The organism is Citrobacter sp. wls714, assembly GCF_005281025.1.
GTDB lineage: Bacteria > Pseudomonadota > Gammaproteobacteria > Enterobacterales > Enterobacteriaceae > Citrobacter > Citrobacter werkmanii.
The window spans coordinates 86,628-111,111 of the sequence record NZ_SZWZ01000089.1 but is presented as its reverse complement, the minus strand read 5'-3'; the positions used below and the strand labels follow the sequence as shown (position 1 = coordinate 111,111).

Here is a 24,484-nt window from a genome sequence, read left to right as displayed (position 1 = left end):
GTGTCTGTTAAACCCGTGGCGATTCAGGCCTTCTGAATAACACAAATATACTTTGTTCGGCGATAGTAGACTCCTGGAGACAAGAGTCTACTATCAGTACAAATGTCTATAGTCAGGAACGGCCAGGTAAAAGCTAACACTCATGTCGACCCACATTTAACCTTATGTATTTGCTATATTTCTAGTTATGTTAAGACATCCCCCAAGGAAGAATGTGAATGTACCTCACTTTCGTCTGTCCCTCATCCCTCTGCTCACGGCATTTTGCCTGCCCACGCTGAAATTTCATACTAGTCAGCTAAAGAGTGTGTATCTACTCCGCCATCACCCTATGCTGAGTAAAGTGGTTTAAATCCAGCAATGTGACCACATTAAGAAGAGATACTCTAAAATTATTCATTACTTCTATGACTATCAATAACTTTTTAGATTTTGTAAAATAATTTGAATTGAACTAATGTGACGTCAAAATCACTGGAGAAAGTCTTATGAAACTCGCCATCTATAGTACAAAACAGTACGACAAAAAGTATCTGCAGCAGGTTAACGAGGCTTTTGGTTTTGAACTTGAATTTTTTGACTTTCTGCTGACGGAGAAAACAGCTAAAACAGCCCATGGTTGCGAAGCGGTATGCATCTTCGTCAACGATGATGGCAGCCGACCGGTTCTGGAAGAACTGAAAAAGCTGGGTGTGAAATATATCGCCCTGCGCTGTGCTGGGTTCAATAACGTCGATCTCGACGCGGCAAAAGAGCTGGGTCTGCAGGTGGTACGCGTCCCGGCCTATTCGCCTGAAGCCGTCGCTGAGCATGCGATTGGCATGATGATGACCCTGAACCGCCGTATTCATCGCGCGTATCAACGTACCCGTGATGCCAACTTCTCTCTTGAAGGGCTGACCGGCTTTACCATGTATGGCAAAACGGCTGGGGTGATTGGTACCGGTAAAATCGGTATTGCTGCGCTGCGGATCCTGAAAGGTTTTGGTATGCGCCTGCTGGCGTTCGATCCCTACCCAAGTGCCGCTGCTCTGGAATTAGGCGTGGAATATGTCGATCTTAAAACGCTGTTTGCGGAGTCCGATGTTATCTCCCTGCACTGCCCGTTAACGCCGGAGAATTATCATCTGCTCAACCAGGAAGCCTTTGAGCAAATGAAAAACGGCGTGATGGTTATTAACACCAGTCGTGGGGCGCTGATCGATTCACAAGCGGCTATCGATGCTCTGAAAAACCAGAAAATTGGTTCACTGGGTATGGATGTATATGAAAACGAACGCGATCTGTTCTTTGAAGATAAATCCAATGATGTGATTCAGGATGACGTGTTCCGCCGTCTGTCAGCCTGTCATAACGTGCTATTTACCGGGCATCAGGCGTTTCTGACCGCCGAAGCGTTGACCAGCATTTCTGAAACGACTCTGCAAAATCTGAAACAAATCGCCAAAGGCGAAACCTGTCCAAACGCCCTCTTCTAATCCTTGTGCCCCCAGGCTTTAGGGGGGCATTTTCAGATAATTGCCGATGATAAAATAGTCAGTATCATTATTATATTAAATGTATTCCGGTCACGAACTTAGAGAATTTTAATGAAGAAAGTTGTCACGTTAATTGCCCTCAGCACGCTGATGGCCGGCTGTGTGAACAGTGGAAAAGTTTCCGTCAATCGCGACCAGTTACAGCATCACCGTTTCGTTTTGCAGAGCGTGAATGGTAAAGCTGTTACCGTCGCCAACAACCCACCCGAATTGAGTTTTGGCGAAAACATGACGGTATCGGGAAAGATGTGTAATCAATTCCACGGTCAGGGCAAGTTGTCCGACGGCGAGTTGAAAGTGAAAGATATGGCAATGACCCGCATGATGTGCGCCGATCCACAGCTTAACGCGCTCGACGGCATCGTCAGCGAAATGTTTAAGCAAGGCGCACAGGTCGATTTGACTGCTGACCAGTTGACACTGGCGACGGCAGAACAAACGCTGACGTATAAACTTGCGGATTTAATGTAATAAACGCAGTGGCTCAATAGCTCCCGCAGCTTCCGGCGGCAAGCGACTGTTCACTACAGCGTTTGCCGTTGGGTAGCGCACACATCCCGATGGCTGAGCCATCCAGTTGACGGGCCACGGAGAGCGAACCACCAATCATGGCGCAATTTGCCTCTCCGGAACTGGACATTGCTGCCTTCATGCCCGGTGCGACATGTGCTGCGGTTGCCTGCTGAACAGGTTCACTGCTACACGCCGATAATAATAACGCGGCACACCCTACCCAAAACGCTGCGCGCATCTTACTCCCCTCTGAATATTAACCAAACGACACAGCCATAAATAATAGGCAGCAGACACACTGCCGTCGAGAGGCAAACCACGCATTTATGCGCGCTGTTTACATTTTCTGGCAATTTTTTGCCTGCTCCTTTGATCAAACCATTCATTCTCTTTATTCCAGGGACACAAAAGCGAAAATGCGCCTGAATGGCTTTTGCTAAAATAGAAGGATAATTACAGGATTCGCCGCTGTTACGCGAGTCCCTCTTTTTGCGCAATGTAAGGGTGTCAGTATGCAAACAATTGACGGTAATGGTGCGGTTGCTTCGGTCGCATTTCGTACCAGCGAAGTTATCGCCATCTACCCGATTACGCCCAGTTCGACGATGGCTGAACAGGCGGATGCCTGGGCCGGGAACGGGCTTAAAAACGTATGGGGGGATACTCCTCGCGTCGTAGAAATGCAGTCAGAAGGCGGTGCTATAGCGACCGTTCACGGCGCGTTGCAGACCGGTGCGCTCTCTACGTCGTTTACTTCATCGCAGGGCCTGCTGCTGATGATCCCAACGTTGTACAAACTGGCCGGTCAGTTGACCCCGTTTGTACTGCACGTTGCGGCACGTACGATTGCGACTCACGCGTTATCGATCTTTGGCGATCATTCCGACGTGATGGCGGTACGTCAAACGGGATGCGCGATGCTGTGCGCCAGCAGTGTTCAGGAAGCACAGGACTTTGCGCTAATTTCGCAAATGGCCACCCTCAAAAGCCGGGTCCCGTTTATTCATTTCTTTGATGGTTTCCGTACATCGCATGAGATCAACAAAATTGTGCCGCTGGCCGATGACACGATCCTCGGACTGATGCCTCAGGCGGAGATCGATGCTCACCGCGCTCGGGCGCTAAATCCAGAGCATCCGGTTATCCGCGGTACATCAGCGAATCCGGACACCTACTTCCAGTCACGCGAAGCGACCAACCCGTGGTACAACGCGGTTTACGATCATGTAGAACAGGCGATGAACGACTTCGCCGCGGCGACGGGTCGCCAGTACCAGCCATTTGAATATTACGGTCATCCGCAGGCAGAACGCGTCATTATTTTGATGGGCTCGGCGATTGGCACCTGTGAAGAAGTCGTCGAAGAACTGCTGGCTCGCGGCGAGAAAGTTGGCGTGCTGAAAGTGCGCCTGTTCCGCCCATTCTCTGCCAGACATTTGCTGCGCGCCCTACCGGAAACCGTACGGAGCATCGCCGTTCTGGATCGCACCAAAGAACCCGGCGCGCAGGCAGAACCATTATACCTGGATGTCATGACCGCACTGGCGGAAGCGTTTAACTGCGGCGCGCGAGAAACCTTACCGCGAGTGATTGGCGGACGCTATGGTCTTTCGTCCAAAGAGTTTGGACCCGACTGCGTCATGGCGGTCTTTAATGAGCTGAATAGCGCGAAACCAAAACCACGCTTCACGGTCGGTATCTATGATGATGTCACCAACCTGTCATTGCCTTTGCCAGAAAACACCCTGCCCGGCACCGCTAAGCTCGAAGCGCTGTTTTACGGCCTGGGTAGCGATGGCAGCGTGTCGGCCACCAAAAACAATATCAAGATTATCGGTAACTCTACGCCGTGGTATGCGCAGGGTTATTTCGTGTATGACTCGAAAAAAGCAGGCGGCCTGACCGTTTCCCACCTGCGCGTCAGCGAACATCCCATTCGCTCAGCGTATCTGGTTTCACAAGCCGATTTTGTCGGCTGCCACCAGTTGCAATTTATCGATAAGTATCAGATGGCCGAACGCCTGAAACCTGGCGGTATATTCCTGCTTAATACCCCATACAATGTGGATGAAGTCTGGGCGCGTCTGCCGCAGGAAGTTCAGGCGGTGCTGAATCAGAAGAAAGCCCGTTTCTACGTCATTAATGCGGCCAAAATCGCCCGTGAGTGTGGTCTGGCGGCGCGTATAAACACCGTGATGCAAATGGCGTTCTTCCACCTGACGCAAATCTTACCCGGCGACAGCGCTTTGATCGAATTGCAGGGAGCAATTGCGAAAAGCTACAGCAGTAAAGGACAGGATCTGGTCGAACGTAACTGGCAGGCATTGGCTCTGGCGCGTGAATCCGTCGCCGAAGTGGTCCTGCAGCCGGTTGATCCGCATAGCGCCAACCGCCCACCGGTGGTTTCTGATGCCGCACCAGATTTCGTGAAAACCGTCACCGCAGCAATGCTCGCCGGTCTGGGTGACGCGCTTCCCGTTTCCGCGCTGCCGCCAGACGGTACCTGGCCAATGGGCACCACGCGTTGGGAAAAACGTAATATCGCCGAAGAGATCCCCATCTGGAAAGAAGAGCTGTGTACGCAATGTAACCACTGCGTTGCCGCTTGCCCGCACTCGGCAATCCGCGCCAAAGTGGTTTCCCCAGAAGCGATGGAAAACGCCCCTGCCAGCCTGCACTCTCTGGATGTGAAATCACGCGATATGCGTGGTCAGAAATATGTTCTGCAGGTCGCGCCAGAGGATTGCACCGGTTGTAATCTGTGCGTCGAAGTGTGCCCGGCGAAAGATCGTCAAAATCCAGAAATCAAGGCCATCAATATGATGTCGCGCCTTGAGCATGTTGAAGAAGAAAAAGTTAACTATGACTTCTTCCTCGATCTGCCGGAAATTGATCGCACCAAACTGGAACGTATTGATATTCGCACCTCGCAACTGATTACGCCGCTATTTGAATATTCCGGCGCCTGCTCTGGCTGTGGTGAAACGCCGTATATCAAACTACTCACTCAGCTGTACGGTGACCGGATGTTGATTGCGAATGCCACCGGGTGTTCATCAATTTATGGCGGTAACCTGCCCTCAACGCCCTATACCACAGACGCCAATGGGCGTGGGCCAGCATGGGCAAACTCGCTGTTTGAAGATAACGCCGAGTTTGGCCTGGGCTTCCGTCTGACGGTGGATCAACACCGAGTGCGCGTTATGCGTCTGCTGGAGCAGTTTGCCGATAACATCCCGGCTGAACTGAATGACGCGCTGCATGCAGAAGCCACGCCGGAGGTTCGTCGTGAGCAAGTAGCGGCCCTGCGCCAGCACCTGAAAGATGTCGAAGGCGCACAGCAGTTGTTAACCGATGCCGACGCGCTGGTTGAGAAATCCATCTGGCTGATTGGCGGTGATGGCTGGGCCTACGATATTGGCTTCGGCGGGCTGGATCACGTCCTGAGTCTGACCGAGAACGTCAATATTCTGGTGCTGGATACCCAGTGTTACTCCAACACGGGCGGACAAGCATCAAAAGCCACGCCTCTTGGGGCTGTCACTAAATTTGGGGAGCACGGCAAACGTAAGGCTCGTAAAGATCTTGGTGTCAGTATGATGATGTACGGGCATGTTTATGTCGCGCAGATTTCCCTGGGTGCCCAGTTGAACCAGACGGTGAAAGCTATTCAGGAAGCGGAATCCTATCCGGGGCCGTCGCTGATTATCGCGTATAGCCCTTGCGAGGAGCATGGTTATGATCTCGCGTTGAGCCACGATCAGATGCGTCAGCTCACGGCAACCGGATTCTGGCCGCTGTATCGCTTTGATCCGCGTCGTGCTGACGAAGGTAAACTGCCGTTGGCGCTGGATTCTCGCCCGCCGTCAGATGCACTGGCTGAAACTTTACTTAACGAGCAGCGCTTCCGCCGCTTAAATGCCCAACAGCCTGAAGTCGCTGAACAGCTGTGGAAAGACGCAACAGCCGATCTGCAAAAACGCTACGATTTCCTGGCGCAACTGGCAGGTAAAGCGGAAAAGAGCGGAACCGAGTAATACGCTTAGCTCAGCGTTAAAGTGGAACGAAAAAAAAGCCCGAACAGTTGTTCGGGCTTGTCAATTTATTCGCTGGCTAATTAATATTGGCTATCAATACGTCAACGAAAAAATAAAACGTGACAATAAAGGCATATAACACGCGCAGAATAGCTCAACAAAATTCACTTGTATAATTTTTATTTTATATATTTTTAATAAACACATTCATTGAAATTATCACTGTTTCTGTGGAATTATTTATTTAAGGTTTTACTTAAGACGTAACAATTCATATTTATCTCTTTACGGAACTTCTCCTTTAGCATGCTTTTACTCCCTACATGGGTAGTCACAGGTTAAATAAAAAAACTAAAGGATTATTTCAATGAACAGAAAAGTACTGGCTCTCGTAATTCCTGCCCTGCTGGCTGCAGGCGCGGCTCACGCTGCTGAAGTTTATAATAAAGACGGCAACAAATTAGACCTGTATGGCAAAGTAGACGGTCTGCATTACTTCTCTGACGACGCGAACAGCGATGGCGATCAGACTTATATGCGTATGGGCTTCAAAGGCGAAACCCAGGTTAACGATATGATCACCGGCTATGGCCAGTGGGAATATCAGGTGCAGGCTAATACCACAGAAAATGATAAAGGTAACTCCTGGACTCGTCTGGCCTTCGCAGGTATTAAAGTTGGTGACTATGGCTCATTTGACTACGGTCGTAACTACGGCGTACTGTACGACGTAGAAGCCTGGACCGATATGCTGCCAGAATTCGGCGGTGACTCCTACACCAAAGCGGATAACTTCATGACCGGTCGTGCGAACGGCGTAGCGACCTACCGTAACACCGACTTCTTCGGTCTGGTTGACGGTCTGAACGTTGCGCTGCAGTACCAGGGTGCCAACGAAAATCAGGTTACCAACGAGCAGGAAGGCACCAATAACGGTGGCGACCGTAATGTGAAGAATTCCAACGGTGACGGTTTCGGTATCTCCTCTACCTACGATCTGGGTATGGGCGTAAGCTTCGGTGCTGCCTATACCTCTTCTGACCGTACCAACGAGCAGGTGAACCATTCTACCGCAGGCGGCGATAAAGCTGACGCGTGGACTGCTGGCCTGAAATACGATGCGAATAACATCTACCTGGCAACCATGTACTCCGAAACCCGTAATATGACCCCGTACGGCGGCTCTAACGGTAGTGATTACACTATTGCCAACAAAACTCAGAACTTTGAAGTTACTGCGCAATACCAATTCGATTTCGGTCTGCGTCCGGAAGTGTCTTTCCTGATGTCTAAGGGTAAAGATCTGAATATGCCTGGTAATGCTGCAAGCCCTGCTGGAACTACTGGCGATAAAGATCTGGTTAAATATGCTTCCGTTGGTGCTACTTACTTCTTCAACAAAAACTTCTCCACCTATGTTGATTACAAAATCAACCTGCTGGACGAAGACGACAGCTTCTATGCTGGCAATGACATCTCTACCGATGACACTGTAGCTCTGGGTATGGTTTACCAGTTCTGGCGGGCTTTCTTTCTGTTATCGCAATTCTGTTTTATCCAGATCAAAACATTATATCTGTTGCTTCAAAACACATCCCTGATAGATGATATATTGCATAAAGACCTGTAGTAGAGGATACCTGCAATGAATCATCACCCTGTAAAATCATCCCGTATTGCATCCGTCGGTTATGACGAATCCTCTCACACGCTTGAAATTCGCTTTCATCAATTGTCTACCCTGCAATACCAGCATGTTCCTGCCCGTATTTTTCGTGATTTCCTGAGCGTCGTCTCTAAAGGTCGATTTTATGATGGGGTAATAAAAGGAAAATTCCCTGAAATCAAAATAAAGTGATGCCAAAATGTGATCTTTGTCATTGTACATAAAGTGCCATTACGCGGTAAGCTTTAGATGGATACTTAAACAGGAGGTTTTATGAACAGAACGATTCTTGTACCCATCGATATTTCAGACTCAGAATTAACTCAACGCGTTATTGCCCATGTTGAAGCAGAAGCAAAAATTGACGATGCGCAGGTCCATTTTTTGACCGTTATTCCGTCACTGCCCTATTATGCTTCCCTGGGACTGGCCTACTCGGCAGAGTTGCCGGCCATGGACGATCTGAAAGCCGAAGCGAAATCTCAACTGGAAGAGATTATCAAGAAGTTCAATATCCCAACGGACAGAGTGCACGTTCATGTCGCGGAAGGTGCGCCGAAAGATAAAATTCTGGAGATGGCTAAAAAATTACCGGCTGATATGGTCATTATCGCTTCTCACCGACCTGACATCACCACTTACCTGCTGGGTTCTAACGCCGCAGCCGTGGTGCGTCATGCGGAGTGTTCAGTTCTGGTTGTCCGCTAAGCTGTCTGGCCCGCACATCGTGGCGGGCTTTTTGTTTTACCCTTCATACCCCACGATTCCTGTCCTAAATGTGCTGACATTTTTCCCGCTTATCCGTACCATACACGCCACAGTTTTTATATCAGACTTCTTTTGCCGGACTATCCGGCGTGATGCATACTCTTCTGATGCCACAATATGAATTGAGCCTCTATTAAATGTCGCAAAATCAAGATATTAGCAAGAAAGAACAATACAACCTGAACAAATTGCAAAAACGTCTGCGTCGCAACGTGGGCGAAGCGATTGCCGACTTCAATATGATCGAAGACGGCGATCGCATTATGGTGTGCCTTTCCGGAGGGAAAGACAGCTATACCATGCTGGAGATCCTGCGTAATTTGCAGCAAAGCGCGCCGATCAGTTTTTCCTTAGTTGCGGTTAACCTCGATCAGAAACAACCTGGCTTCCCGGAGCATATTCTGCCGGAGTATCTGCAACAGTTGGGCGTTGAGTATAAAATCGTCGAAGAAAATACCTACGGGATCGTCAAAGATAAAATTCCTGAAGGTAAAACGACCTGCTCGCTCTGCTCTCGCCTGCGTCGCGGCATTCTGTACCGCACGGCAACCGAGTTAGGCGCCACCAAGATTGCGCTCGGCCACCATCGTGATGACATCCTGCAAACACTGTTTTTAAACATGTTCTACGGCGGGAAAATGAAAGGTATGCCGCCGAAGCTGATGAGTGATGATGGTAAGCACATCGTGATCCGTCCACTGGCCTACTGCCGTGAGAAAGATATTGAGCGTTTCTCTGAAGCGAAAGGTTTCCCGATTATTCCGTGTAACCTGTGTGGCTCACAGCCTAACCTGCAACGTCAGGTCATCGCCGACATGCTACGCGACTGGGACAAACGCTATCCAGGCCGCATTGAAACCATGTTCAGCGCAATGCAGAACGTTGTACCTTCTCATTTGAGTGATATCAATCTGTTCGATTTTAAAGGCATTAAACACGGCTCAGAAGTTGTGGACGGTGGTGATTTAGCGTTTGACCGCGAAGAGATCCCGCTGCAACCCGCGGGCTGGCAGCCAGAAGAGGATGATACCCAACTGGATGAGTTGCGCCTGAACGTTGTGGAAGTGAAGTAACTTATCATGCCAGATAAGCGGAGCGCCATCAGGCGCTCCAACGCGCATTTATTTCAATAAACGAACGCGGCAGGTCTTGCCTTTAATCTTTCCGTTTTGCAATTTTTTCCATGCCTTATGCGCCACAGTCTGGCGAACTGCGACATAGACATGCGCCGGATGGACGGCGATTTTGCCGATATCAGCCCCATCCAGACCAATATCGCCGGTCAGAGCGCCGAGAACATCGCCGGGACGCATTTTAGCCTTTTTACCGCCATCAATGCACAACGTAGCCATCTCAGCTTCCAGCGGCAGGATTGAACCATTGCCTGGCGCAGGCAACCAGTTCAGTTTGAGTTGCAGCATTTCAGCCAGGATATTGGCACGTTGCGCTTCTTCCGGCGCGCAGAAACTAATCGCCAGACCGCTGTTACCAGCGCGAGCAGTACGTCCAATACGATGGACATGGACTTCAGGATCCCACGCCAGCTCGAAGTTAACCACCAGTTCCAACGACTTGATATCCAGACCACGCGCGGCCACATCGGTAGCAACCAGTACACGTGCGCTACCGTTGGCAAAACGTACCAGCGTCTGATCGCGATCGCGCTGTTCAAGATCACCATGCAACGAGAGTGCGCTTTGCCCTGCCGCATTCAGTGCGTCGCAAACGGCCTGGCAATCTTTTTTGGTATTACAAAAAACCACGCAGGATGCGGGCTGATGCTGACTGAGCAATTTTTGCAGCAGCGGGATTTTACCGTGGCTGGACGTTTCAAAAAATTGCTGTTCAATCGCCGGCAGCGCATCCACCGTATCAATTTCGATCGTGAGCGGATCTTTCTGTACCCGACCGCTGATGGCGGCAATCTCCTCCGGCCAGGTCGCTGAAAATAGTAAGGTTTGATGCGATGCTGGTGCAAAGCGAATCACCTCATCAATCGCATCGCTAAAGCCCATATCCAGCATGCGGTCGGCTTCATCCATCACCAGCGTATTCAGAGCGTCCAGAGAAACGGTGCCCTTTTGCAGGTGGTCAAGTAAACGCCCCGGCGTGGCGACAATAATATGTGGCGCATGTTGTAGGGAGTCACGCTGTGCGCCAAAGGGCTGCCCGCCGCACAGGGTTAAGATCTTGGTATTTGGCAGAAAGCGCGCTAAACGACGCAGTTCCCCTGCCACCTGGTCGGCAAGCTCACGCGTTGGGCACAGCACCAGAGACTGCGTCTGAAACAGCGCGGCATCAATATGCTGCAACAATCCAAGACCAAAAGCAGCCGTTTTGCCACTGCCGGTTTTAGCCTGCACGCGAACATCTCTCCCCACCAGGATTGCCGGTAACGCAGCAGCCTGAACAGGCGTCATTTCAAGGTAGCCCAGCTCGTTGAGGTTCTCGAGTTGGGCGGCAGGTAAAACATTCAGGGTCGAAAAAGCGGTCACAATTTAATCTCGCGGTAAAAACTCACATTCAGCAGGCGCGTATCCTCGCAGATCTGCGCTCGCGATGCGACAATTTAATCGGCTCTTCATCCGGTGGCGGATCCGGCATAGGCTGCGGACGAGGTAGCGGATCGGGAACAGGAACCGGGTCGGTGGGTAGCGAATCAGCGTTTAGTACTTGCCGCTGTAGCATTGCAATCAGACAGGTCATATAGCCCTCCAGTCATCAGGTTGACTCTTTTAGGGTAGACGCTGATTTCCTGCAGGCAAAAAAAAGCCGACTAATCTAAGTCGGCGTCGTACGAATCAATTGTGCTATGCAGTAATTCAAAAAAGGAAGTAAGACAATATGGAGCGCAACGCCCATCGCTTGACGTTGCATTCACCTGCGAGTGAGATATTGCCCCGAATAGGTAGATGGTTTATTGACTTCGCTCAAAAACCTGGCCGTTTTCATGCGCAAAAGTCGCTAAAAAATGTTGTTGTTACAACCATTTACTACGATGCAACCATAAAGTAACACCACCAATCAGGACCACTAACAGAATACAGAAAAGTGAGAAGCCAAACTGCCAGCCGCCGCCGGGGATACCACCGAGGTTAACGCCAAATAGCCCGGTTAAAAATGTACTGGGTAGAAAAACCATCGCCATCAAGGACATTGTATAGGTGCGGCGCGCCAGAGACTCCTGCATAACCTGCGCAATTTCGTCCGCCATGATACCGGTCCGGGCGATACAGGCGTCTATCTCATCCAGCCCTCTTCCCAGCCTGTCGGCGATATCCTGCATCCGTCGCCGATGATCGTCGGTCATCCAGGCTAAACGCTCACTCGCCAGGCGCGCATAGACATCCCGCTGAGGCGCCATATAGCGGCGCATCACAATCAGTTGCTTGCGCAGTAATGCCAGGAATCCGCGTGGGGGGATTTGCTGATCGAGCAGGTTATCTTCCAGGTCTATAATCTTGTCGTGCAGTTGCTCGATAAACTCGCTGGCATGATCGGTTAACGCATCGCAGACATCCACCAGCCAGCTACCGCAGTCAGCCGGCCCTGTACCTTCCTGGAGATCGCTGACCACATCATCCAGTGCCAGTACTTTGCGCTGGCGCGTTGAGACAATCAGACGTTCATCCATATATAGGCGCATAGCGACCAGCTGATCAGGTCGCTCGTCGGTGCTGCCATTAATACAGCGCAGCGTGATCAACGTACCTTCCCCGACTCTGCTTACGCGTGGACGCGTACTTTCACCCGCCAGCGCATCACGCACATTATTAGGAAGCAGAGGCGTGGTCGCCAGCCATTGCGCACTTTCAGAATGGGTATAATTAAGATGCAGCCAGCAGGGATGCTGAGCGTCGATAACATCGTTATTTTCCAGCGGTTTCACCCCACCACGGCCATCCAGCAGCCAGGCAAACACGGCATCTGGCACATTAACATCCGTTCCCTTAATGGCTTCCACAACGCCTCCACAAACATTCAGCTTTTTTCGATAGTCTAGCCGTCAGAATAGGTTAAGCAATATCTCATTGTCCCATTGCGCTGAAATGATTCATAAAAGTATCCGATAACAGAAAAAGCGTCGACGAATGCGACGCTTGTGGTGAGAGAGAGCCTGTTATGCTCGCTGGTGTATTGCGGGCTCAAGTGTCTTACTTAAGCGAAATTGATGGGTCCGGGACTGGAGATCAATAACCTGGTTTTTCAGGATGCCAGATGAATCAGAAAGCTCATCCACCATAACGGCATTACTTTGCGTTACGTTCTCCAGTTCGGCCAGAGCATGCGTGATCCTGATGATCCCTTTCTCCTGCTCCTGGGTAGTTGTTAATATCTCGCCCATTAACTGGCTTAATTGCCCGGCGCCCCCGACGATATCCTGCATATTTTTTTCTGCTTCGCGTACGATAGCCGCGCCTTGCTGAACATTTTGATGAGTCTGGGCAATCAGCTGTTTAATATTTTTAGCTGCATCTGCGCTACGGTGCGCCAGCTTTCTTACCTCACCGGCCACCACGGAAAACCCTTTGCCATGTTCCCCGGCCCTCGCCGCTTCCACAGCTGCATTCAATGCCAGAATATTTGTCTGGAATGCGATACCATCTATCAGCGTAATAATTTCAGTCATCTGTTCCGCGCATTCGGTGATTGATCGCATATTTGTCGCCACCTGCACCATTAATTCGCCCCCCTGTCGGGCGCACTGCGTAGCAATTGTCGCCTGGGCGCTGGCTATTTGCGTGTTATCAGCATTGTTTCGCGTATTCACCGCGATCTCATCCATGTTGGCAGCCGTCTGCATTAATGCTCCGGATTGCTGTTCTGTTTTCACTGAAAGCTCGGCGCTACGTTCTGCAAGCTGTTCTGAGAGCGCCATCGCCGTTTGTGAAGATATCCTTATCTCATTCACAAGTGTTGAAATATTACTGGATAAGCTATTGATGCCCGGAATAAGTCTACCCGCGCAGTTATTACCAAATTCTGGAATGCTGATCGCCAGATTCCCGGATGTAACCTCTTCAATACTTCTTTTAACCGTATTAATCGGCATCACCAGATATTTGGTCATGTATCCCCACAGACATACTATAGAAATAAAGCTTACTAAGTTGGTACCAATAATAACATCAACGCTAGCTGAAAGTATTATTTCCACCACATTGAGAGCCACTGCCGTAATCACCAAAAATAAAACAATAAAGGTCCTGACGCTAATATCATTTAACATTTTAGCCCTGTTTACCAAGAAAACGAGGAGAATATTATTTTTTATAGCACCTGCAATATAAATTGCCATAGCTCGGATACGAAAAGTGAATATTCAATAAGAGTCGATAACCTTTTTACTTAAAGCACACAATGGCGCTATTTATTTGCCTTAATCCAGTGATTTACTCCACCAAAGGTGATGGCCAGGTTTGTTATCAGATTATTGTGATGGTGAGCACGCAGCGAATGTAAAACGTACAGAGTTATAATTATCATGAATACATATATAAGCACTATTGCAGCATTCTTAATATTTTGTGGTTCTAACTAATACACAGTGTAAAAATATGAGTACAGTCAAGGTGGCGATCTCTGGCTGACATTGAGCTGCCTTCTGGCGATTATCTGGTGGCGTGACCTAATGTATGGGATCACCATTTTTGTTGATGATTCCAGCCCGATTCATTCAAATATATTGATGTTAAAACCGCGTCTGGCACTAGAATTAAAAATTGAAAGTATATTTTAGCGATAACGGTAAACATGCCAAAATAGTGTCTACTATTATTGGCATAGCCAGTACCATGAATTGCAACCAACATCAAAAAAAACCAGTTGTAGCCCCTTGTCTCACCGACAATCAAAACATTATGAGACGGTAATATAAAAAATTCGCCATTAAATGGGCAACACAGCAGATAAGATAACGGGATTATCGATGAATATAACCGCGCTGCATTCACTGGATTTATTAACTCTTCCGGTTTGGATAGTTTCACCACATACCGAAGAACTTGTGTTCGCAAATGCCGTTGCACGGGAGCTAATGCAGGATCCCTGTTTTTCTCCACTGCGAAAAGGCATATTCTCAACATATGCACAAAATGATTTAACCATGTATCTCAGCGACTTGAAAAATCATCACTATATTGTGGAAATTCTCACGGTTTATCGCAACGGTGAGGAAACTGCGATGGCCAGCCGCCTGTCCATTAACTCGCTCCCGGATATTGGCGATATCATCGTTTTCGAAGGCATTGAAACACCGACCGCGCAGGGACTGAAAGCCAGTCGTTCTGCGAACTATCAGCGAAACAAGCAGGGATTTTACGCGCGCTTCTTCCAGACTAATTCCGCGCCGATGTTACTTATCGATCCATCTCGAGATGGTTTGATCGTCGATGCGAATCTCAGTGCCCTGAATTTTTATGGTTACAGCCATGATGTGATGTGCCAGAAACATACATGGGAAATCAACATGCTGGGCCGTCATATCCTACCGGTGATGCATGAAATCGCCCATCTGCCCGGCGGCCATAAGCCCTTGCATTTTGTTCATAAGCTTGCTGATGGTTCCTCATGTCACGTACAAACTTATGCCGGGCCGATCGAAATCTATGGTAATAAGCTCATGCTGTGCATCATTCATGACATTACCGAACAAAAAAGGCTGGAGCAGGAACTTGAACAAGCGGCCCTGCGTGACGCCCTGACCGGATTACTGAACCGCCGACATTTTTATCAGGTAACCGAACCGCAACAGACGCACGCGATGTCATTAACGCAGGACTACAGCCTGCTGTTAATCGACACCGATCGCTTTAAAAGCATTAACGATCTCTTCGGTCATTTAAGAGGTGACGATGTGCTTTGCGCTCTGGCACGAACGCTGGAGTCCTGTGCAAGAAAGGACGACCTGATTTTTCGCTGGGGAGGTGAAGAATTTGTGCTCCTTCTGCCACGAACCTCACTGGAGGTTGCCCTTAATCTCGCAGAAGTAATACGCGCGGCGGTGGCCAAGGTGACGCTCCCTGGCCTTCCCCGCTTTACCGTCAGCATCGGCGTTGCGCGGCACGAAACGAATGAAAGCATCGATGAGCTATTCAAACGCGTTGACGACGCGCTGTACAAAGCCAAAAACGAAGGGCGGAACCGGGTGCTGGCCGCCTGATGTTTATGTCGGTCAGCGACTGCGCTTAGCGTGACGCTCCCAGTTATCCTGTTTTGCCTGCGCGGTTTTACGTAATGCCACATAGCATGCCCCGCTGCCGCCGTGATGCGGCAGTGCGGCGCAGTAGGCTTGTACATCTTCAAATTCCGTCAGCCAACGCGCTACATAGCTGCGAACAATGTTGGCATGAGAGTTATCGTCGCGCCCCTTGCCGTGTATCACCAGCACGTTACGCAATCCTTCTTGCTGTGCCTGCAGAATAAAACTGAAGAGCATCTGACGGCAGGTTTCAACGGGCTGACGGACGAGATTGAGACTCGCCTGCTGCGGATATTTGCCGGTTCGTAGCTTGTCAGTCACGCCGTGCTGCAAACCTTCGCGACGAAATTCCAATGGTACGCTTAACGGGACAATATCGAGAAAACCCGTCGAGAGAAAATTATCCAATTGGAGCGTATCAATACGTGCCGGAGCGCGGAGATTGCGCGTGGGCTGCCAGTGCACCTCGGTGCAGCCTTTCAGCGGTTGAACATCCCCCATCGCGTCAAGAAACAACGATGCGTCATCAAGGTTCATGTTTCATCCTCCAGCGTATTACGACGGGTCTTATCATAACCGCGCACTGTTATACCGACAACGGTTTACGATTATTTCCAATAATTCACCAGATTCACGCCGTGAAAGCGATCTACTTCCAACAAACTGATATCCATTTTTAGAGGTATAGCTGCGACGATAACTGGCGTGATAATGTGTCACCTTGCCTGTAATGCTGTAATGAGAGAAACGGATGCTGAACTTACTGGAAGACACCATCGCCACACCGTTGGGCCCGCTGTGGATTATTTGCGATGAGCAATTTCGTCTGCGCGCGGTCGAATGGGATCAACACAGCGATCGTATGGTGCAGTTGCTGGACATTCATTATCGCGCTGAAGGTTATCAGCGTATTGCTGCCAAAAACCCTGGCGGATTGAGTGATAAGCTGGCTGAATATTTTGCCGGAAACCTTAGCATTATTGACACACTGGAAACCGCCACCGCGGGGACACCTTTCCAGCGTGAAGTCTGGCAAGCGTTACGTACCATTCCCTGTGGACAGGTCATGCATTATGGTCAACTGGCCGAACAACTGGGACGTCCTGGTGCTGCCAGAGCCGTCGGGGCGGCGAATGGATCAAACCCGGTAAGCATTGTCGTCCCTTGTCATCGCGTCATTGGGCGTAACGGTACCATGACCGGATATGCCGGTGGTGTGCAACGAAAAGAGTGGCTATTGCGTCATGAGGGCTATTTGCTACTCTAGAATCCAGGCAATTAATGCCTTATTCATCACACTTCCACATAATACAGCCTTAAATAAAGTGCGGCTAATCAGGTAGATACAAACATTCAACCCAGTTATGCCTGAATTATTCTCTATTGGGAGTAGCTCAGGCTTACGTGCTCACCAAAAAGATGTTAAAATTGACAAATATCAATTACGGCTTGAGCAGACCTATGATCCCGGAAAAGCGAATTATACGGCGCATTCAGTCTGGCGGTTGTGCTATCCATTGCCAGGATTGCAGCATCAGCCAGCTTTGCATCCCGTTCACACTTAACGAGCATGAGCTTGACCAGCTCGATAACATCATCGAGCGCAAAAAGCCTATCCAAAAGGGGCAGACGCTCTTTAAAGCAGGTGATGAGCTTAAATCACTTTATGCTATCCGCTCCGGAACGATTAAAAGCTATACCATTACCGAGCAAGGCGATGAGCAAATCACCGGTTTCCATCTGGCAGGTGACCTGGTAGGTTTTGACGCGATTGGCAGCGGTCATCACCCCAGCTTTGCCCAGGCGCTGGAAACCTCAATGGTATGCGAGATTCCTTTCGAAACTCTGGATGACCTGTCCGGCAAAATGCCGAATCTGCGTCAACAGATGATGCGTCTGATGAGTGGCGAAATCAAAGGCGACCAGGACATGATCCTGCTGTTGTCGAAGAAAAACGCTGAAGAACGCCTGGCGGCCTTTATCTACAATTTGTCCCGCCGCTTCGCCCAGCGTGGATTCTCGCCTCGTGAATTCCGCCTGACCATGACCCGTGGCGACATCGGTAACTACCTCGGTCTGACGGTTGAAACAATTAGCCGTCTGCTGGGTCGTTTCCAGAAAAGCGGTATGCTGGCGGTAAAAGGCAAATATATCACTATTGAGAATAGCGACGCTCTGGCAGTTCTTGCTGGCCACACGCGTAACGTTGCATAATCGTTCTGCAAATATCTCTGTTATCCTCCTGTCAAATCACTAAATTTTCCCGATTTATTGATCTGGCAGGAGGTTCTCCCCTGTTTCAATCCACATTATTGGGTTACTCTTTTAATTACAAACTGCGATGACAGTTGTAAGGAGACCCTGTATGGCTATGTATAAAAATATGCTGGTCGTCATCGACCCTAACCAGGACGATCAACCAGCATTACGGCGAGCTGTTTATTTGCATCAACGGATTGGTGGCAAAATTAAAGCCTTTTTGCCGATCTACGACTTTTCCTATGAGATGACTACCCTGCTGTCGCCCGATGAACGTACGGCAATGCGTCAGGGTGTCATCAGCCAGCGAACGGCGTGGATACGTGAACAAGCGAAATACTATATCGAAGCAGGGATCCCTCTTGAGATAAAAGTAGTCTGGCACAACCGCCCCTTTGAAGCCATCATCCAGGAAGTCATCAGCGCCAGGCATGATCTGGTGCTAAAAATGGCGCACCAACACGACCGTCTGGAAGCCGTGATTTTCACCCCGACCGACTGGCATTTATTGCGTAAATGTCCAAGCCCGGTGTGGATGGTTAAAGACCAGCCGTGGCCTGAGGGCGGTAAAGCGCTGGTTGCGGTGAACCTCGCCAGCGAAGAGGCCTATCACAACTCCCTCAATGAAAAACTGGTTAAAGAAACGCTGCAACTGGCGGAACAGGTTAACCATACCGAAGTGCATTTGGTTGGCGCCTACCCTGTTACCCCCATCAACATTGCGATTGAGCTCCCTGAATTTGATCCCAGCGTATATAACGATGCGATCCGTGGACAGCATCTGCTGGCCATGAAAGCCTTACGCCAGAAATTCAGTATCGATGAGAAAGTAACGCATGTTGAAAAGGGATTACCTGAAGAGGTTATTCCTGATTTAGCCGAACACTTACAGGCGGGCATCGTGGTCCTGGGCACCGTTGGACGTACCGGCATCTCTGCCGCGTTCCTGGGAAATACCGCGGAACAGGTTATCGATCATCTACGCTGTGACCTGCTGGTTATCAAGCCGGATCAGTATCAGACGCCCGTTGAGCTGGACGACGACGAAGACGACTAACCACACCATACAATGCCGGATGGATATTCATCCGGCATAACAAATAATTAGTGTTTCTCGTCGCCACCGAGGAAGTAGATGCCCAGAGGGATGGCAAGCAGAATGGTAAACACCATGCTGTAGACACAAATCATTGCAGATTGAATGGCATACATTGAGGCGGTCCAGTCGGATAGCGGAATGCCATACTGTTCAATAACGCCGCCGATCGTCGCTCGCGTGACTACCGATGCAGCGATAATAAACACCCCAAGCAGGCACAACAAAAACTTTCGTCCCTTCGCTGTCTTCAGCTTAGCCATGTTCATAGTACTGTCCTTTTGCAGATGAAAAGCTTGTTACTTTGCGCTAACAATACCATGACATCAACTTACTGTCTGCTACATAACGCTCCTTCACGAGTGACACCTGCGCGATTGCGTTGAAATTAGCGCTGATTGCATTATTTCTCTCGCCCTTTGGTTAATGATCTGAGCGCCAAAACTGCGTAAAATATACGATGAGCAGAATGTCAGATGATATTTAGCAACCACGGAGCTGCCAGGAAGGATCATGATCGCTGAACTGTTTATGAATAATGCGTTTAATTTGACGGTAATTCTCAGTTGTTTTACCGCACTGGTGCTGATGAGCGTTTGGTTTCACCGTGGCGAACGACGTTGCAAAGGATTCATATTTCATGCGGCACAATTTTTCGTCTATGCCATTATCATTGGAACGTTCGGCAGTATTGCCAATAACGTGATCGAGAGTTACAACCTGAAATTTATCTCTCCTAGCGTAGTCGATTTTATCTGCACCTCGTTGATTGCGCTGATTCTGACGATCAAACTCTTTCTGGTGATTAATCAGTTTGAAAAAACGCAGATTAATAAAGGCAGAGATATTACCAGCGCGAGGATCCTGTCGCGGATCATTAAGATTACCATCGTGGTCGCCATCATTTTGCTGTATGGCGAACATTTCGGCATGAGCTTATCTGGTCTGCTAACCTTTGGCGGCATCGGTGGTATCGCTGTAGGTATGGCAGGTAAAGACATCCTGAGCAATTTTTTCTCCGGCATCATGCTCTACTTCGACAGACCGTTTAGCATCGGTGACTGGATCCGTTCCCCGGACCGTAATATTGAAGGCACAGTGACAGAAATTGGCTGGCGAATGACCAAAATAAACACCTTCGATCATCGTCCGTTATATGTACCCAACTCGATTTTCTCCTCTATCAGCGTAGAAAATCCAGGGCGTATGACCAACAGAAGAATCAAAACGGTGATCGGGTTACGATATGAAGATGCCGATAAAATTGAGGCTGTTGTCGAGGCGGTCAGGCAAATGCTGCAAAATCATCCAGGGATAGACCAGAAGCAAACGCTGCTGGTCTATTTCAATGAATTTGCAGATTCATCATTAAATATCATGGTGTATTGCTTCACGAAAACTACCGTATGGCAGGAATGGCTTACAGTACAACAAGACGTTTATTTGAAAATTATTTCGATAGTCCAGGCAAACGGCGCCGACTTTGCATTCCCCAGCCAGACGCTGTATATGGATAATCCTGAAGTATCGCCATCGGCACACTAACAAAAAGTAAAGACGCGGAAATCCGCGTCTTTTTTACCGTTATTTCAGCGAGGCAATATCAATTACAAAGCGGTATTTCACATCGCTTTTCAACATCCGCTGCCAGGCGTTATTAATATCCTGAATATTGATCACTTCGACATCGGCTGTAATACCGTGCTGGCCGCAAAAATCCAACATCTCCTGCGTTTCTGCAATCCCGCCGATAACCGACCCCGCAACAGATTTCCGCCCGAGAATCAGGGGAACCGTATTCAGGAACGGATCCAACGCGCCCAGATAGCCAACCAGCACCAGCGTACCGCTTAGCGCCAACGTTGGGATATAGGGATTCAGGTCATGAACGTACGGGACAGTATCAATAATCAGGTCAAACTGATTAGCGGCGGCCTTCATCTGCTCAGGGTCAGTGGAAAGCACAACGTGACTGGCACCCAGACGTCTGGCATCTGCTTCTTTGCCCGGCGAACGCGTGAACAGCGTAACTTCAGCCCCCAACGCATTAGCGAGTTTGATGGCCATATGCCCAAGGCCGCCCAACCCAACAACCGCGACTTTACTGCCCTCACCAACCTGCCAGTGACGCAGCGGCGACCATGTGGTGATCCCGGCACAAAGCAGCGGCGCGGCACCGCGTAAATCTATCCCTTCTGGCACCTTCACCACAAACTTTTCGGTAACGACAATCTTGTCGGAATAGCCCCCGAAGGTAGGCAGCCCGTCATGACGATCGATATCGTTATACGTGAGCGTGTTACCCTCTTCGCAATATTGCTCCAGCCCCTGTTTGCAAGCGCTACAATGCTGGCATGAGTCAACCATACAGCCAACCCCGGCGAGATCGCCTACGGCAAATTTGGTCACCGACTTCCCGACATGCACCACACGGCCAATGATTTCGTGTCCCGGCACCATCGGATACTTAGCGCCGCCCCAGTCATTATAGGCGTTGTGGATATCTGAGTGGCAAACACCGCTATACAAGATATCAATCACCACATCATCTTCGCGCGGATCGCGACGAACAAAGCTGTGTGGAACTAAATCTTCTTTCACCGCCAGAGCGGCATAACCCTTCACGTTCATGACCATTATGATTTCCTCAGGGATTAGGTATTACCTTAACCAGCATTCATAAGCGACATTCATCAAGAACCGCGCGGGCATTAGTCGCGATCTCAGCACCACAATGCTGTTCAAGTATTGCAATAAATTCAATCAGTTGATCAGTAGTCATACCGATATTCAGACTGATAGCAAAATGGCTCTTCAGTTGACTGTTCACACCGCCTAATACCGCTAACGCAGAAACCGTCGCTAACTCCCGCATCTTCCAGTTAAGGACATCACGCTGAAAAATATCGCCAAATAAATGTGCCTTTAGCCAGACATCAATGACAGGGGCAAAGTCGAACAGCGGCCCACTGACCTGATGCCCAACGAGCTGGCTCTGTGTGCGACTCCCCGCCTGGAAGCTGTCCCAGCCCTCCGTCGGCGGCGTGGCCGGATTTCCCTCTGCGTCGGTAATTCCTCTTTCTCTACGGCGTTTAACCACAGACATTAAACAAGCAAGTCCGTTCAGGCTGCGGGGAAAACCGCAGTAAGCATAAAGCTGTAGTAGAATTTCCTTCACTTCATTGAGGGTGAGCCCCGCATCCAGCCCGGCATTCAACACCGCGTCCAGGTTTTCACCGTGACCTGTAGCGGTAAACGCGGCAATAGGTATGATTGCCTGCTGTCTGGCATCCAGTTGATGTTGCATGTATGACTCTCCAAAATAACGCCAGCGTACTGCCGCCGGATACTGAAAACAGTAAAATTATAGAGGCCTAACGCACCGCTGATTAGAGGGTTAAATAAGAACGAACCTATGAACAATACTCATCAATAATCAGTGCCCGATGCCATTTATCAGCAGGGAAATTTGTACAACGTTAGGCAACAATCTCAATTAAATTGCCGTCAGGATCTTGTATTACCGCTTCGTAATAGCCATCACCGGTGGTTCGTGGAGCAGAAATTAAAATCCCCTGTTCCTGCGCGAGTCTCGCGATGGCATCAACTTTTTCCGCGCAGCCTGCGGAGAGCGCAAGGTGTACCCATCCACAGGTGTTATTGTCTGGCTGTCGTCTTGTAAGGCCCGGTTTGGTCATTATTTCAATCGCAACCTCATCGCCAATACGAACAAAATAAGATTCAAATCCAGGATTGGTTTTACTGCAGTATTTTTCGTTAATCTTGCCGTCAAAGAACGTGACCCAGAAACGAGCTTGCTGCTCGAGATCCTGTGTCCATAAAGCCATATGCGCAATCTTCATCACGAACCTCTTCTCGTAGTATTCCGAACAGTACGTTCTCAAGGGTGTTGACATCGTTAATCATCATGCACGATCATGCTCATTATTGCTCGTTATTTGTTTTATCTGGAGTATTTATGCTTGATTATGCTGCCTTCCCGGAACAGCGCCAGGCGCTTATCTATCAGATCTTGCAGGAAAACGGCAGAGTCATTTGTTCCGAGCTCGCCAGTCGGCTAGGCGTTTCTGAACATACGATCCGCCGCGACCTGCATGAGCTAAGTAAAGATGGCGTGTGTAAAAAGGTTTATGGCGGCGCGGTCATTGCCCTTCCTGAATCCGAAGACATCGCTGTACGCAAGAACATTAATGTGGCGAAAAAAAACAATATCGCGCAGAGGTGCGCCCGGTTGGTCAAATCCGGCAGCTGCATTTTTATCGACACGGGCAGCACAAATTTAGCGATGGCTGAAGCCCTGCCCGCCGAACTGGCGTTAACCGTAGTGACCAACTCCCCAGAGATTGCCGCCGTTTTGCTGGAAAAACCGCTGTTTGAGGTCATCATGTTAGGCGGCGCGGTACAGAGATCCTCGGGTGGATGTGTGGGGGCCACCGCCATCGCCCAAGTGCAGAACATCTTATTCGATCAGGGTTTTATTGGCGGTTGTGCGATGTCGCCAGAATCCGGCTTAACCGGATTTGATTATGCGGATTGCGAGTTCAAAAAAGCGGTAATCAAACAATGCAATGAAACTATCGTCGCACTGACGGCGGAAAAGATCCCAGCCGTCGCCCGCTATGTCGTCGCCGAAAGCAGCAATATTGATGTGATTGTCGTGGAGAAAAATATCAGCAAAGAGTATGCCACGGCTTTCCAGGCTCATGACATTCGTATTTATACCGTATAACAGCGGCGGCGCGTTCGTTGCGTCGTTACTCAACGAAAGCTGACGACGCTAAACGTCGCCCCGGCCGTCAGCGCGGCAATCACAGACAAACGATCCAGACGAATTTTTAGCGGATTGCCATTGTATTCCACCACCAGAAACTCTTCTTTATCTCTGGTGGTGCAGGTCGTCAACGCTGTGGCATTCATACACGAGCCATCGGTTAGCTCAATACGTAACCAATAATGGTACAGACAGGCGATCTCCAGATAATCGTGAAGTTCGCAATCTATAGGATGGTATTTTCCCGTCACATTCATAACGCCTCTTCCTTATTGCCGCGGATGTTCGGGAAATTGCTTACGCCACTTCCCGAACGCACCAGGTTATTTCAGCGCTTCAATGGGCGCGCCAAAATTGATATGCAGCACATTGCCGTCGATCACCAGCGCCGGAACGGACTTCACGCCAGCCTGTTCTGCTTCCGTAACCCGGCCAGGTTGCTCTCCCAGGTGAATAACATCGATTTCAACATCGGAGGACAGATGCTGAAGCAGCGCTTGTTCTGCGGAAACGCAAACCGGGCAACCGGCATGATAAAAACGGGCTTTAGTCATGATATATCTCCTTTTAAATTATAGTATCGATTCGATACTATAATTGATGCTACGCCACTT

At 49.4% G+C, this 24,484-nt stretch carries 24 protein-coding genes and 1 pseudogene; 13 read left to right on the top strand and 12 right to left on the bottom strand.

The window, feature by feature from the left end:
* Window positions 1–488 precede the first annotated feature (488 nt).
* Both FDX11_RS18110 and hslJ read left to right on the top strand, forming a co-directional pair.
* Complete coding sequence (locus tag FDX11_RS18110; RefSeq protein WP_079224047.1) at window positions 489–1,478, top strand: 2-hydroxyacid dehydrogenase; 990 nt, start codon at window positions 489–491, stop codon at window positions 1,476–1,478.
* Window positions 1,479–1,589: 111 nt separating this feature from the next.
* On the top strand, window positions 1,590–2,009 hold the full coding sequence (hslJ, locus tag FDX11_RS18105) for a heat shock protein HslJ (RefSeq protein WP_042308195.1): 420 nt from the start codon (window positions 1,590–1,592) through the stop codon (window positions 2,007–2,009).
* Between the two features lie 13 nt (window positions 2,010–2,022).
* Here the strand turns inward: hslJ and FDX11_RS18100 are convergent, their stop codons facing one another.
* Window positions 2,023–2,289, bottom strand: a complete 267-nt coding sequence (locus FDX11_RS18100; RefSeq protein WP_003833199.1) for a DUF333 domain-containing protein — start codon at window positions 2,287–2,289, stop codon at window positions 2,023–2,025.
* Between the two features lie 274 nt (window positions 2,290–2,563).
* Here FDX11_RS18100 and nifJ point away from each other — a divergent pair, with 274 nt between their 5' ends.
* The 5 genes and pseudogenes from nifJ (at window position 2,564) to ttcA (ending at window position 9,595) form a co-directional block, all read left to right on the top strand.
* Entirely contained in the window at window positions 2,564–6,088 is a 3,525-nt protein-coding gene (gene nifJ, locus FDX11_RS18095) for a pyruvate:ferredoxin (flavodoxin) oxidoreductase (protein WP_137398329.1), read from the top strand.
* Between the two features lie 367 nt (window positions 6,089–6,455).
* A pseudogene (ompC, locus tag FDX11_RS18090) lies at window positions 6,456–7,607 on the top strand (porin OmpC); the annotation flags it as partial.
* 126 nt (window positions 7,608–7,733) lie between these two features.
* Window positions 7,734–7,946, top strand: coding sequence for a KTSC domain-containing protein (locus FDX11_RS18085; RefSeq protein WP_072014741.1), 213 nt, complete (start codon window positions 7,734–7,736; stop codon window positions 7,944–7,946).
* Window positions 7,947–8,027: 81 nt separating this feature from the next.
* Window positions 8,028–8,462 (top strand): universal stress protein UspF, encoded by a 435-nt coding sequence (gene uspF / locus FDX11_RS18080; protein ID WP_006684401.1) that lies wholly within the window; start codon window positions 8,028–8,030, stop codon window positions 8,460–8,462.
* Window positions 8,463–8,659: 197 nt separating this feature from the next.
* Window positions 8,660–9,595, top strand: coding sequence for a tRNA 2-thiocytidine(32) synthetase TtcA (gene ttcA / locus FDX11_RS18075; protein ID WP_042308186.1), 936 nt, complete (start codon window positions 8,660–8,662; stop codon window positions 9,593–9,595).
* A 48-nt stretch (window positions 9,596–9,643) separates the two neighbouring features.
* Here ttcA and dbpA read toward each other — a convergent pair whose 3' ends face one another.
* The 4 genes from dbpA to FDX11_RS18055 all read right to left on the bottom strand — a co-directional run bounded on the left by dbpA (window position 9,644) and on the right by FDX11_RS18055 (window position 13,752).
* Window positions 9,644–11,017 (bottom strand): ATP-dependent RNA helicase DbpA, encoded by a 1,374-nt coding sequence (dbpA, locus tag FDX11_RS18070; protein ID WP_137398328.1) that lies wholly within the window; start codon window positions 11,015–11,017, stop codon window positions 9,644–9,646.
* A 28-nt stretch (window positions 11,018–11,045) separates the two neighbouring features.
* Window positions 11,046–11,210 (bottom strand): hypothetical protein, encoded by a 165-nt coding sequence (locus tag FDX11_RS18065; RefSeq protein ID WP_370607385.1) that lies wholly within the window; start codon window positions 11,208–11,210, stop codon window positions 11,046–11,048.
* 292 nt (window positions 11,211–11,502) lie between these two features.
* A complete protein-coding gene (gene zntB, locus FDX11_RS18060; protein WP_042308182.1) occupies window positions 11,503–12,486 on the bottom strand; it encodes a zinc transporter ZntB in 984 nt (327 codons plus the stop codon).
* 156 nt (window positions 12,487–12,642) lie between these two features.
* Window positions 12,643–13,752: a methyl-accepting chemotaxis protein gene (locus FDX11_RS18055; protein ID WP_137350301.1), complete on the bottom strand. Its 1,110-nt coding sequence runs from the start codon at window positions 13,750–13,752 to the stop codon at window positions 12,643–12,645.
* A gap of 699 nt (window positions 13,753–14,451) precedes the next feature.
* Here FDX11_RS18055 and FDX11_RS18050 point away from each other — a divergent pair.
* Window positions 14,452–15,684 carry a sensor domain-containing diguanylate cyclase gene (locus FDX11_RS18050; protein ID WP_137398327.1) on the top strand — a complete coding sequence of 411 codons (1,233 nt, stop codon included), beginning with the start codon at window positions 14,452–14,454 and terminating at the stop codon, window positions 15,682–15,684.
* Between the two features lie 12 nt (window positions 15,685–15,696).
* Here the strand turns inward: FDX11_RS18050 and smrA are convergent, their stop codons facing one another.
* A complete protein-coding gene (gene smrA, locus FDX11_RS18045) occupies window positions 15,697–16,260 on the bottom strand; it encodes a DNA endonuclease SmrA (protein WP_042308178.1) in 564 nt (187 codons plus the stop codon).
* A gap of 214 nt (window positions 16,261–16,474) precedes the next feature.
* Here smrA and ogt point away from each other — a divergent pair, with 214 nt between their 5' ends.
* From ogt to uspE, 3 genes are all read left to right on the top strand, one after another.
* Window positions 16,475–16,990, top strand: a complete 516-nt coding sequence (ogt, locus tag FDX11_RS18040; protein ID WP_038640835.1) for a methylated-DNA--[protein]-cysteine S-methyltransferase — start codon at window positions 16,475–16,477, stop codon at window positions 16,988–16,990.
* Between the two features lie 194 nt (window positions 16,991–17,184).
* Window positions 17,185–17,937, top strand: a complete 753-nt coding sequence (fnr, locus tag FDX11_RS18035) for a fumarate/nitrate reduction transcriptional regulator Fnr (RefSeq protein WP_003020397.1) — start codon at window positions 17,185–17,187, stop codon at window positions 17,935–17,937.
* Between the two features lie 151 nt (window positions 17,938–18,088).
* Window positions 18,089–19,039 carry a universal stress protein UspE gene (uspE, locus tag FDX11_RS18030; RefSeq protein ID WP_042308175.1) on the top strand — a complete coding sequence of 317 codons (951 nt, stop codon included), beginning with the start codon at window positions 18,089–18,091 and terminating at the stop codon, window positions 19,037–19,039.
* A 47-nt stretch (window positions 19,040–19,086) separates the two neighbouring features.
* Here uspE and FDX11_RS18025 read toward each other — a convergent pair whose 3' ends face one another.
* Window positions 19,087–19,347: a DUF2534 family protein gene (locus tag FDX11_RS18025; RefSeq protein WP_079224038.1), complete on the bottom strand. Its 261-nt coding sequence runs from the start codon at window positions 19,345–19,347 to the stop codon at window positions 19,087–19,089.
* Window positions 19,348–19,591: 244 nt separating this feature from the next.
* Here FDX11_RS18025 and FDX11_RS18020 point away from each other — a divergent pair, with 244 nt between their 5' ends.
* Window positions 19,592–20,623: a mechanosensitive ion channel family protein gene (locus FDX11_RS18020; protein WP_042308171.1), complete on the top strand. Its 1,032-nt coding sequence runs from the start codon at window positions 19,592–19,594 to the stop codon at window positions 20,621–20,623.
* Window positions 20,624–20,662: 39 nt separating this feature from the next.
* Here FDX11_RS18020 and FDX11_RS18015 read toward each other — a convergent pair whose 3' ends face one another.
* From FDX11_RS18015 to FDX11_RS18005, 3 genes are all read right to left on the bottom strand, one after another.
* On the bottom strand, window positions 20,663–21,715 hold the full coding sequence (locus tag FDX11_RS18015) for an NAD(P)-dependent alcohol dehydrogenase (RefSeq protein WP_079224021.1): 1,053 nt from the start codon (window positions 21,713–21,715) through the stop codon (window positions 20,663–20,665).
* Window positions 21,716–21,755: 40 nt separating this feature from the next.
* Window positions 21,756–22,385: a carboxymuconolactone decarboxylase family protein gene (locus FDX11_RS18010; RefSeq protein ID WP_137398326.1), complete on the bottom strand. Its 630-nt coding sequence runs from the start codon at window positions 22,383–22,385 to the stop codon at window positions 21,756–21,758.
* Between the two features lie 172 nt (window positions 22,386–22,557).
* Complete coding sequence (locus FDX11_RS18005; RefSeq protein WP_042308166.1) at window positions 22,558–22,941, bottom strand: VOC family protein; 384 nt, start codon at window positions 22,939–22,941, stop codon at window positions 22,558–22,560.
* Window positions 22,942–23,057: 116 nt separating this feature from the next.
* Between FDX11_RS18005 and FDX11_RS18000 the strand changes: the two genes are divergently transcribed.
* A complete protein-coding gene (locus FDX11_RS18000; protein WP_137398325.1) occupies window positions 23,058–23,828 on the top strand; it encodes a DeoR/GlpR family DNA-binding transcription regulator in 771 nt (256 codons plus the stop codon).
* A 29-nt stretch (window positions 23,829–23,857) separates the two neighbouring features.
* On the opposite strand, the gene FDX11_RS17995 is transcribed toward FDX11_RS18000, so the two are convergent.
* Window positions 23,858–24,127 (bottom strand): Rho-binding antiterminator, encoded by a 270-nt coding sequence (locus FDX11_RS17995; RefSeq protein WP_079224015.1) that lies wholly within the window; start codon window positions 24,125–24,127, stop codon window positions 23,858–23,860.
* 66 nt (window positions 24,128–24,193) lie between these two features.
* A complete protein-coding gene (locus tag FDX11_RS17990; RefSeq protein WP_032939694.1) occupies window positions 24,194–24,424 on the bottom strand; it encodes a glutaredoxin domain-containing protein in 231 nt (76 codons plus the stop codon).
* Between the last annotated feature and the right edge of the window lie 60 nt (window positions 24,425–24,484).